This window comes from Methylobacterium sp. J-072 (assembly GCF_022829425.1).
In the GTDB taxonomy this organism is placed as follows: domain Bacteria; phylum Pseudomonadota; class Alphaproteobacteria; order Rhizobiales; family Beijerinckiaceae; genus Methylobacterium.
Window position 1 is genome coordinate 20,584 of sequence record NZ_JAKSYK010000200.1, and the last position, 9,776, is coordinate 30,359.

Annotated in this window: 10 protein-coding genes and 1 pseudogene; 7 read left to right on the plus strand and 4 right to left on the minus strand. The window is 70.4% G+C overall.

Translation table 11 applies throughout. The features are described from left to right. The first annotated feature begins 3 nt into the window (after positions 1 to 3). The 3 genes from MKK67_RS26405 to MKK67_RS26415 all read left to right on the plus strand — a co-directional run bounded on the left by MKK67_RS26405 (position 4) and on the right by MKK67_RS26415 (position 2,464). The gene (locus MKK67_RS26405) at positions 4 to 453 is read left to right on the plus strand and encodes an NfeD family protein (protein ID WP_243971075.1); all 450 of its coding nucleotides are present in this window, start codon (positions 4 to 6) and stop codon (positions 451 to 453) included. A gap of 311 nt (positions 454 to 764) precedes the next feature. Then, entirely contained in the window at positions 765 to 1,514 is a 750-nt protein-coding gene (locus MKK67_RS26410) for a bacteriorhodopsin (RefSeq protein WP_243971077.1), read from the plus strand. A gap of 5 nt (positions 1,515 to 1,519) precedes the next feature. Further along, complete coding sequence (locus tag MKK67_RS26415) at positions 1,520 to 2,464, plus strand: Brp/Blh family beta-carotene 15,15'-dioxygenase (protein WP_243971079.1); 945 nt, start codon at positions 1,520 to 1,522, stop codon at positions 2,462 to 2,464. A 30-nt stretch (positions 2,465 to 2,494) separates the two neighbouring features. Here the strand turns inward: MKK67_RS26415 and MKK67_RS26420 are convergent, their stop codons facing one another. Beyond that, positions 2,495 to 5,371 carry a phosphoenolpyruvate carboxylase gene (locus tag MKK67_RS26420; RefSeq protein WP_243971082.1) on the minus strand — a complete coding sequence of 959 codons (2,877 nt, stop codon included), beginning with the start codon at positions 5,369 to 5,371 and terminating at the stop codon, positions 2,495 to 2,497. 107 nt (positions 5,372 to 5,478) lie between these two features. Between MKK67_RS26420 and MKK67_RS26425 the strand changes: the two genes are divergently transcribed. Both MKK67_RS26425 and MKK67_RS26430 read left to right on the plus strand, forming a co-directional pair. Continuing rightward, positions 5,479 to 5,781: a hypothetical protein gene (locus MKK67_RS26425; RefSeq protein ID WP_243971085.1), complete on the plus strand. Its 303-nt coding sequence runs from the start codon at positions 5,479 to 5,481 to the stop codon at positions 5,779 to 5,781. Then, complete coding sequence (locus tag MKK67_RS26430) at positions 5,778 to 6,431, plus strand: hypothetical protein (RefSeq protein WP_243971087.1); 654 nt, start codon at positions 5,778 to 5,780, stop codon at positions 6,429 to 6,431. The genes MKK67_RS26425 and MKK67_RS26430 overlap by 4 nt, the downstream gene beginning before the upstream one ends. A 377-nt stretch (positions 6,432 to 6,808) precedes the next feature. Here MKK67_RS26430 and MKK67_RS26435 read toward each other — a convergent pair whose 3' ends face one another. Continuing rightward, positions 6,809 to 7,168, minus strand: a complete 360-nt coding sequence (locus MKK67_RS26435; RefSeq protein WP_243971089.1) for a ComEA family DNA-binding protein — start codon at positions 7,166 to 7,168, stop codon at positions 6,809 to 6,811. A 226-nt stretch (positions 7,169 to 7,394) separates the two neighbouring features. Between MKK67_RS26435 and rpmF the strand changes: the two genes are divergently transcribed. Continuing rightward, entirely contained in the window at positions 7,395 to 7,583 is a 189-nt protein-coding gene (rpmF, locus tag MKK67_RS26440) for a 50S ribosomal protein L32 (protein WP_003601373.1), read from the plus strand. 308 nt (positions 7,584 to 7,891) lie between these two features. On the opposite strand, the gene MKK67_RS26445 is transcribed toward rpmF, so the two are convergent. Both MKK67_RS26445 and phaR read right to left on the minus strand, forming a co-directional pair. Further along, positions 7,892 to 8,206 carry a hypothetical protein gene (locus MKK67_RS26445; RefSeq protein WP_243971091.1) on the minus strand — a complete coding sequence of 105 codons (315 nt, stop codon included), beginning with the start codon at positions 8,204 to 8,206 and terminating at the stop codon, positions 7,892 to 7,894. A gap of 121 nt (positions 8,207 to 8,327) precedes the next feature. Further along, positions 8,328 to 8,921 (minus strand): polyhydroxyalkanoate synthesis repressor PhaR, encoded by a 594-nt coding sequence (gene phaR, locus MKK67_RS26450; protein WP_243971093.1) that lies wholly within the window; start codon positions 8,919 to 8,921, stop codon positions 8,328 to 8,330. 329 nt (positions 8,922 to 9,250) lie between these two features. Between phaR and MKK67_RS26455 the strand changes: the two are divergent. Further along, positions 9,251 to 9,776: pseudogene (locus tag MKK67_RS26455) on the plus strand (acetyl-CoA C-acetyltransferase); the annotation flags it as partial.

Consider the following 9,776-nt stretch of genomic DNA (forward strand, 5'->3'; position numbering starts at 1 on the left):
CCCGTGGCCGATCCGCTGGCGATCCTCGCGGCCCTCGGGCCGGCCTGGAGCTGGGTGATCGCCGGCCTCGTGCTGGCCGGTGCCGAGATCGTGGTGCCGGGGGTGTTCCTGATCTGGTTCGGCCTGGCGGCGCTGGCGACCGGCCTCGCCGCCGCGCTGATCCCGATCCCCTGGCAGGGCCAGACCCTGCTGTTCGCTGGCCTTGCCGTCGTCCTCGTCGGGCTCGCTACCCGCCTGCACCGCCGAGCCGGACCGCACGACACGACCCTCAATCGCGCCGACCGCGGCCTGATCGGCCGCGAGGGCGTGCTCGCCGAGCCGATCGTCCAGGGCACCGGCCGCATCCGCTTCGATGATACGCTCTGGCGCATCGAAGGGCCGGATCTGCCCGCCGGCACGCGCGTGCGGGTGGTCGGGCTGTCGGGAACGGTGCTGCGGGTGGAGGTGGCGTGAAGCGGGCGCGTTGGCGGAATACGCGCGCCGACGGCGTCTCCGAAATCGAGTCGATCAGATCCTTCGCGGGCTGACGGCGGCGCTTGCGGATCTGCGTTGCGCCGCGGTGCGACCCTTTATCGTCCCGACGGGGCGAAAGCCTTCGCGCCGTAGAGCAAACCTCCTCCGGCGTCTGCATCGGTGACACTCAGGAGAAGCATCTCACCCGACTGTGACCACCGTCCTACGCAACGATCCCAGTCGGCACAGATTGGGCAGGCGGCCGCCACGTTTCCGAGCGCGCCTTTCATCCTTGTTCCCACGAGATATCAATGACGCCTCAATTCTGGCTGTGGCTCGGCTTTGCCGGCATGGCCGCCGGCGCCGCCGTGATCCTGTTCATGGCGAAGCGACGGACCCCTGCCGAAGAAGCCGATGGAATCATCCACGGCATCGTGCCGATCATCGCGGCCTGCTCCTACTTCGCCATGGCGACCGGGCAGGGGAGTCTGGTCCTCCCCGCCGGTCCCGATGCAGCGGACGCCCTGCGGCAGTTCTACTTCGCGCGCTACATCGATTGGACGTTCACCACGCCCCTGCTGCTCCTCGGCCTGTCGCGGACCGCGATGCATTCCGGGATGCGCCGGCCGGCCGTGGTCTGGGGGCTGATCGGGTCCGACCTGATCATGATCGTGACGGCCCTGGCCTTCGGCCTATCCAACGTCGCCGCGGTGAAGTGGACGTGGTTCGCCATCTCCTGCGGCGCGTTCGTCGCCGTGTTCTACGGGATCTTCGTGCAACTGCGTGAGGAGAATGCCGCCGAGCGCGCCGACGTGCGAAAAGCCTTCCTGCGCAATGCCGTGTTCCTCACCGGCGTCTGGTGTGCCTACCCGGTGGTGCTGCTCATCGGCCAGGACGGCCTCGGCTTCCTGTCGCCGACCCTCGCCCTGGCGGTGATCGCGATCTTGGATCTCACCGCCAAGGTCGTCTACGGCATCATGGCCACGATGGAGACGACCCGGGCCGTCGACCGCGACTTGGCGGAGAGCCCGAAATCCGCCCCGCTGCGCCGGGCGGCCTGACGCGGATGGCGGCTCTTTCGTCCATCCTCTCCCGCGGAGAGTCTGTCCGGGCGAGCCGCCATCCCGTTCGCGCATCGCAGACGCGGCTGCTGCGGCTGGCCGGTGCACTGGTCGCCGTCGGTCTCATCGCCTCCGCGCTCCTGCCGCGTGAGAGCGCGTGGCTGGTGGCGCTGACGGTCGTGATCGTCCTCGGGGTTCCCCACGGCGCCCTGGACGGGGCCGTGGCGGCGCCCCTGCTGCGCCCGCGCTATGGGAGCGTGTGGTTCGCGGTCTTTGCCGTGCCGTATCTCGGGCTTTCGGCCCTGGTGCTCCTGGCTTGGCAGGCGGCACCCCGCGCGACCCTAGCCGGGTTCCTGGCGCTGTCGGTGCTGCATTTCGGCGTGGAGGATGCCGGCCCGGGCCGGCGCGTCGAGGCCCTCGTCCGCGGCGGGCTCCCGATCGCCCTGCCGGCCCTGCTGCGGCCCGAAGAGACGGCCGGGCTTTTCGCGGTGGTCACGCGGGTGCCGATGCCGCAGCTTCCCGTGTGGTGGGCGGTCGCGGCCTGGGTCTGGGTCGTTGTTACGGCAGCTTGGCTCCTGACGGGGCAGCGGCGGGCGGTCGTGTTGATCGAGATGGCGCTTCTCGCGCTTGCCTTCTGGTCTCTGCCGCCGCTGACCGCGTTCACCCTGTACTTCGTCGGCCTTCATGGGCCCCGCCATGTCCGGGCACTGATCCGGGATCCGTCGAAGGCGCCGAGCGTCGATACGATCCGGCGCGCCGTTCGCGCAGCGCTGCCGGTCTTCGGGCTGACCCTTCTGCTCGGTGCGGGTCTCTGGCCGCTCTACGCGCCCGGCGCCCCCGATGCACCGGCGAACCTGTTGACCCTGACGCTCCAGATGCTGTCGGCCCTCACCGTGCCCCACATCCTGCTCGACCGTATCGCGACCCGGTATCCCGCCGGGGAGCCGTAGCGATCGAGGCCCGGCAACGTCAGCTGCCCCCTATCCGAACGCCCCGACCTCGTGCTGGATCATGCCTGAGATCTCGCGCACCTGGTCGAACAGCCGGCGGATCGGCTGGAACAGGTTGGCGTGCTCGGCCTCGTAGGTGCCGACATCCCGGGGGCCGGCCGGCTCGCCGAAGTTGAGGCCCAATGTCGGATCCGGGGTGATGGGAAAGATCGCGTCGAGGAGCTTCAGGCAGCCGTCGATGTCGAGGCGCAGGAAGCGCTCCAGGAGCTGCTCGCGGGAGATGCCGGCCTGCGGGCGGAAGCCCGGGATGTGCACCGCCAGGAACCAGATCCGGTGGATCAGCGCCAGCCGCAGGGCGTGCAGCAGGGTCAGCCGGGCCGACATGCCCGGCAGGTCGGGGGCGGCGGTGGTGAGCGCCAGCCAGTCGCGGGTCAGGCGGCCGAACAGGCCGCGCAGCGATGCCGCGAGGTCGAGGCGTTCCAGGGCGCCGGCGATCACCACCAGCTCCTCCCGGCGGAAATCCTTCTGGGTGCGCCGGGCCCGCTCCAGCCACACCGCCGGGTCGAGGGTGTCGATATAGGCGCGTAGCACGTCCAGATCGCCTGCTGCGGCGGCGTGCTGCACGAGCCGGAACGCCCGTGAGAAGCGCACCGAATCCCGGCGCATGTCGCGGAACAGGTCGGGGCCGCGCTGGGCGGCCCGGCCGATCCCGTGGAGGGAGTTCGCCAGGAAACCGAGCTGGTGCAGGATCGCGTTGTTGGGGATCGCCCGCATCTGGCGGGGATGGGTGACGCGGGCCGGGCCGCCATTGTCGGTCTGGCGGGCCACCGGACGCGAGCCGGTGCGGTCGATCAGGCTCGGGCCGAAGGTGCCGAGCAGCGCGGCGTAGCCGGCATCGTCGACCAGGGCCTCCATGTCCTGGCGGGCGGCGGTGAAGAATTCGAGAGCAAAATCCGGCTCCGAATAGATCGGGTCGTCTTTCGCGTGGGCACCCTCCGCCGGGTCGTTCAGGGCGTAGTCGGAAAAACTGTCGTCTTCGGCGATGTCCAGCGCATAGACGTGCTCGGCGATGCGGGCGACGCTGGCCTGGGCCAGCGCCTCGGTGCCGTAGAGCAGGTAGCCGTCGGTGCCCTGGAAGCTCGATTCGAGCCGCACCTTCAGGCCGGCCTTGCGGGCGCGGTCGCGGGCATCCTCGGGGGCGAGGTAGGCGAGGCGGTCGCGCAGCGACGTCGGGTGGGCGCCCCGGCCGATCGATTCGCCGTGGGTGTCGAAGATCGCGAGCTCGACATCGGCCAGGCCGTTCTGGACCAGCATCTCGGTGATGCGCAGGCGCAGCCGCTCGATCCAGAAGGTGGCGGCGAGCTGGCCGACATAGCGTCCGGAATCCGAGTAGCCGAACTGCACGGTCAGCCGGCCGATGCGCTTGAGGTATTGGCGCCAGTGCGGGTTGCGCAGGGCATCGTCGAGCACCCGGATGCCCTGCTCCAGGGCGCTCGCGGTCTCGAACAGGGGCGTGATCTCGAGCTTGTCGGCAATGCCGTAATGGCGCGCGAGCCAGAGGGCGGCGAGCAGGGTGTAGCCGGTCTCGGTCTCGGCGATCAGGAAGCGCACCGGGTGGGTGCCGTCCACGTGCTTGAGGATCTGGGCGATGGTCATCATCAGCCGGGCGGCCGAGGCCCGCTCGGCGGCGAGCGCGCCGAAATCCACCGCCACCGGGCGGACGTCGTTCAAGAGCGTGTGGATGGTGGCGAGATGCGAGCGGCGCTGCGCGGAATCGGTGGGCTCGCCCTCCAGGTCGATCACCCGGCGCACGGCGTTGTGGATCTGGCTGGCGTTGAGCCGGAAATGCGGCAGGGCGTTCGACAGGCCGTGGGTGGCGACGCCCGAGCGCAGGATCGCGATCGCCCGCTTGTCGGCCTCGTCGGCGGCTTCCAGGGCGGCTGTGAGCCCGGCCACCAGGGCGCCGGCATCGGTCTGGGCGCGCTCGCGCTCGATGATCAGCGCCAGGGCGAAGCGGTGGACCGATTCGAGCGACGGCTTGTCGCCGAGCCGGGGCGCGACCGCGAGCTGGCGGTTGACCGCGGCGAGCGCCCCCTCGGCCAGCGCCCGGACCTCCCGGCAGGCGCGGCTCTCGGGCAAGTGGCGCATCACCCGGTCGAACTGCATGCGCTTGGAGATCAGCCGGTAGCGCAGGGTGTCCCACCAGCCGATATCGGTGCGCCCGTCCGTGTCGCAGCCGACCCAGCTGGCGATGGCGAAGGGGCGGGGGGTCAGCTCGGTCCAACGGTCGGGCCAGCGGGCGCGGGCGGCGTCGAGCAGGGCGCCGTTGAAGGCGTCGAGGGCGAGGCGGCCGTTATTGGCCGCCGCGCAGGCCTGCTCGAACTCGGCATCCAGGGTGATCGGCGCGTCCGGCCGGGTGGAGAGCGCGGCGGCCCGGGCGATCAGGTCGGCGCGGGCCGACGCATCGGGCAGGCTCGCCGCCTGGGCGAGCAGGGCCGCCACGGCTTTCGGCATCCCGAAGGTCGGGTGCGCGGTGAACACCACCGCGAAGGCGGTGCGGTGGATGAAGGCCGCGAAGGCCGAGAGGCCCTCCGGTCCGTCCTGGGCCGCGGCCACGAGGCGGGCGGGGATCGCGGCGTGCGGGTCGGCCGGCGCGGCCTCCAGCCCGACATAGCTGCGCAGCCGCTCCGCCCGGGCCGCAAGCGCCGCGGCGCGCAGCCGCGCGAACAGGCCGTCGAGGTCGCCGGCGGAAATCTCGTTCCGGTCGAACCGGCGGGTGATCGCGAGCGTCACGGCCAGGACCGGATTGCGGAACGGGTCCTCCCGGGCCTGCTCCCGGGCATTCTCGATCAGGCCGAGGAGATGGCTCTCCAGCTCTTCGGGCTCGCGACTCGGCTCGTGCTGCATGGATCCGTCCCGGTTCCGATCGTCTCGCCTCTACTGTTATAGGCAAGGCGTGTTCCACGCGTGACGGGGTGACGGCGCCGCCGCGGGCGGCTAGAGCTTCCCGCCTCATGGAGCGCCTGCTGATCATCCTGGCCGTGCTGATCTGTGCCGTGGCCGGGGTCGCGGTCATCGCCATGGCCGCCCGCGGCCGGCGCGAGCCGCTGCGCATGGGCTCCGAACTCGACGCCGAGGACGAGCACCTGTTGATCGGTCCGGTCGGCCCGTCGCCGAGCCTGATCGACCGGCAGGCCGAGGTGCTCGACCCGCGTCTTCTGGATGTGGAGTCGTTCGAGCTGAAACAGATCGAAGCCCCCGAGCGCAGGCAGCGGATCGAGCCGCCGCGGCCCGGAACCCCGGACGCCGCGCGATGAGGCGTGTCGGTCCCGGCGCGGCCCGGCTGATCCTCGCCCTCCTGGCCTGCCAGACGGCCGCCGTGGCGGCGCCCGCGCAGCAGCCTCCGGCCCAGAAAGCGCCCGTCGCCGAGCTGCCCCGGGCGCCCGACCCGTCGGCGCCCCCGGCGCCGGATCTCACGCCCGCCGCGGCGCCGAACCCGGTGCAGCCCTGCGGTGCCCGGGCGGCCCGTTACGAGAGCGGCAAGGGCTTCACCATGGTGATCACCCGGGCCGGGCAGGTGAAGACGACGAACCCGCTCCGGCCGCTGACGCCGGAGGTGAACGAGGTGTTGCAGGTGGTGATCGCCGGCAAGGTCGCGACCGCCTACGGGCCCGACTTCACCACCTTGCGGCGCGGCACGGCCCCGGCGGCGATCGAGGCGATGCTCGGCGGGCCGATCCGCTGGGAGCCGACGCTGCCGACCCTGGCGGACCCGATCGCCATCGTCACGGAGGAGGGGTCGACCCTGGCGCAGCTCACGTTCCGCACCTGCGAGGATCCCCCAGCGGTCAAAGTGGCGCCGAAGCCCCAGGCCAAGAAGAAGGCCCCGGCCAAGCGCCCGGCCCCGAAGGCCGTCGAGAAGGCGCCCCCGGGCTTCTCCATGCCCCAGGGGGCGATCGCCGAGTAGGCGGAGCAGGCGCTTGCCGCGACGCGTTCACTCCTTCGGGCGCGCAGGGGATACACAGAACGAAGTTCGGATCGTTCTCCGCTGGACGAGAATCTGGTTGCAGCAGACACGCGCCCTCCCTCCCCCCTCTGCGGGGGAGGGTGGCCCCCGGAGGGGGTCGGGAGAGGGGAGCGACCGTGCAGGAAAGGGCTGAGCCCTTCATGACGGTCGGCGCTCTTCCTTGAACCCGGGTTCCCCTCTCCCGACCCTCGCTGACGCGAGGCCCACCCTCCCCCGCAGAGGGGGGAGGGAGGCGCGCTTGGGGCCGGCCTTTGCCCATATCCGGCACCGACATGTGAACCACGCGCCAGACAACCCGTCGCCGCCCCCGATAAAAATCATTTCTGCTTGGCGATGACCTTGTCCTTGATCCCGTCATAGACGTTCTGCGGGATGATCTTCTTGGAGACGAGGTCGTCCTTGCCGCGATAGGGCCGGCCCTTGATGATCGCGGCGGAACGGGCGGCGCCGATGCCTGGCAGGGCGTCGAGCTCGGCGGCGCTGGCGCTGTTGAGGTCGATCAGGGCGCCCTTGGCGGCGTTGGGCGGCCCGGCGACCGGCGCGCTCGGGGCCGCCGGCTTGGCGGGGGCGGTCGGCGTCGCGGGGCTCGAGGTCTGGGGCGCCTGCGCCCAGGCGGGCGCCGCCATCAGGCTCGAGAGCAGGGCGAGGACGGCAAACGTCGTTTTGGAGGAAGCCATGGCGTGTCTCCCGAGGGGCCGGCCCGCTCCGCGGCGCCGTCTCACCAGATGTGGTTCCGGCGACTTGAACCCGGGCTTAACGGTTGTGGTGCCGCGCCTCTAGCCAGGGGCGGGCGCCGACGCTATAAGCGCGCCCTCATCCGTATCCCGCGGTGTGCGAGGCGATCCTCGATCGAGGAGCCGCCCGCGCGCCGCTTTGCCCGCGGCATCACGAAGGATTTTTGCCATGGCCGTTCCGAAGCGCAAGACTTCCCCCTCCCGCCGCGGCATGCGCCGCTCGGCCGACGCCCTCAAGGCGCCGACCTACGTCGAGGACAAGGATTCGGGCGAGCTGCGCCGTCCCCACCACATCGACCTGAAGACCGGCATGTACCGCGGCCGTCAGGTGCTGAAGGTGAAGTCGGCCGAGGCGTAAGCTTCGGAGTCGGTTCGAGACCCAGGGAATCCCGGGCTCAGCCTCATCCTGAGATGCGCGCGCGAAGCGGGCGCCTCGAAGGAGCCTTCCGGAAGCCGCAGAGATCCCTGGCCCCCTCCTTCGAGGCCCGCTGACGCGGTCACCTCAGGATGAGGGGAGGGAATGGGATATGGGTCAGGCCCGCATCCCGCTTACCGTCATTGCGAGCGCAGCGAAGCAACGTAGGGCAGCGCGCGCTCTGCGGACGTGGCGGATCCCTGGGTTGCTTCGCTGCGCTCGCAATGACGGCGCGGGTAACCAAAAAACCATCAGGCCAGCCGGCGCGCGGTCTCCGCGTAGCGCGCCGCGGCGGCACGGGTACGCTCCAGCCGCGACGGCCTGAGGGTCGGGTCGGTGGCGACCAGCAGATGGGCCACGAAGCCCGAGCAGGCCCGGCCCCCGTCGAATCGGTCCACGGACACGATCGTGGCGCGCGCCTCGCGCCGTCCCCCATCCAGCACCACCAGCGCCCGGACCGGGGGGATCTCCTCGACGGACCCGACCGGCCCGGCAGCAGCCCCCGCCGGTCGCGCGGGTCTGCTCCAGGTTGCACCGGTCCGGCCGACTGTCCCGATCCGCGCCATTGCGACACCCTCCGCACGTTGCCGTGCCCGTGTTGCAAACGTGGGACCGCCGTTAAGGGTTCGTCAACTTATCGAAAACGCGTAGTCGCACCCGCCATGATTGGTTTTGGCACAGCCAATGTCACTTTTTGGCGAGGGCCTCGAGCCGCTGCTGCATCTCCAGCATCTGCCGCTTGAGGTCGTCGAGCTCGCCGCCGGCATAGGAGGCCGGTGCGGCCGGTGGGGCAGGGGGCTGCGTCCCGACGGCGGGCGGCGCGAAGCCGGTGAACATCTTCATGGCGTCGCCGAAGAAGGTCATGTTGGTCCGCACCGACTGCTCGATCGCGTTCTGGAACGCGGCCGGCCCGAAGCTGTGGGCGAATTTTTCGCGCAGGCCGTCCTGGTCCTTGGCGAAGTTCGCCATCGAGAATTCTAGGAAGCTCGGCACCATGGTGCGCATGCTGTCGCCGTAAAAGCGGATCAGCTGGCGCAGGAACGCCACCGGCAGCAGGTTCTCGGCGCCGGCCTTGTTCTCCTGCTCGAAGATGATCTGCGTCAGCACCGAGCGGGTGATGTCGTCCCCCGCGCGGGCGTCGTAGACGACGAAATCCTCGCCGTTCTGGACCATCGTGGCGAGGTCCTCCAGCGTCACGTAGGTCGACGTGCCCGTGTGATACAGGCGCCGATTGGCGTATTTCTTGATGACGGTCTGGGTGGCCTTGACGGTATCCGCCATCGGGAACGGCCTTTCTGGACTCGGGACTCAAGGGGCGTCGCAGGCACACGCGATGCGGCCCGGCGGGGATCGTCTTCGCGCCCGCAGCACGATCCTTAAAGCCTTACACGGGCGCAGAAAACAGCAAACTGCGCCTCTTCAACGCAGAATAATGCCGGGTGCCGGCCTGCACACAGGCCATTTCAGTCACTCGGCGGCGTCATGGCGGCGTTTTCAGGCTGGAACGTCGATCCTTGACTTCGCCGACCTCAGGCCCTTCATCGCGGGACAGGCTTTAGAGCGCGCCCGGACCGAGGAGGCGCGCCGGCTCGTGAGAGGAGAACGTTCACATGGCAGGCAGCGAAGAGATCGTCATCGTCGGGGCCGCGCGCACGGCGGTCGGCTCGTTCGGCGGCGCCTTCGGGGCGGTGCCGGCCCACGAGCTCGGCGCCACCGCGATCAAGGCCGCTCTGGAGCGCGCCAACGTGTCCCCCGATGACGTGGACGAGGTGATCTTCGGCCAGGTGCTCACCGCCGGCGCCGGCCAGAACCCCGCCCGCCAGGCCGCGATCAAGGCCGGCATCCCCGAGAAGGCCACCGCCTGGGGCCTCAACCAGGTCTGCGGCTCTGGGCTCCGCACGGTCGCCATCGGCATGCAGCAGATCGCCAACGGCGACGCCACCGTGATCGTGGCCGGCGGCCAGGAATCGATGTCGCTCTCGCCCCACGCCCAGTACCTGCGCGGCGGCCAGAAGATGGGCGACATCAAGCTCGTCGACACGATGATCAAGGACGGGCTCTGGGACGCCTTCAACGGCTACCACATGGGCCAGACCGCCGAGAACGTCGCCCAGGCCTTCCAGCTCACCCGCGAGC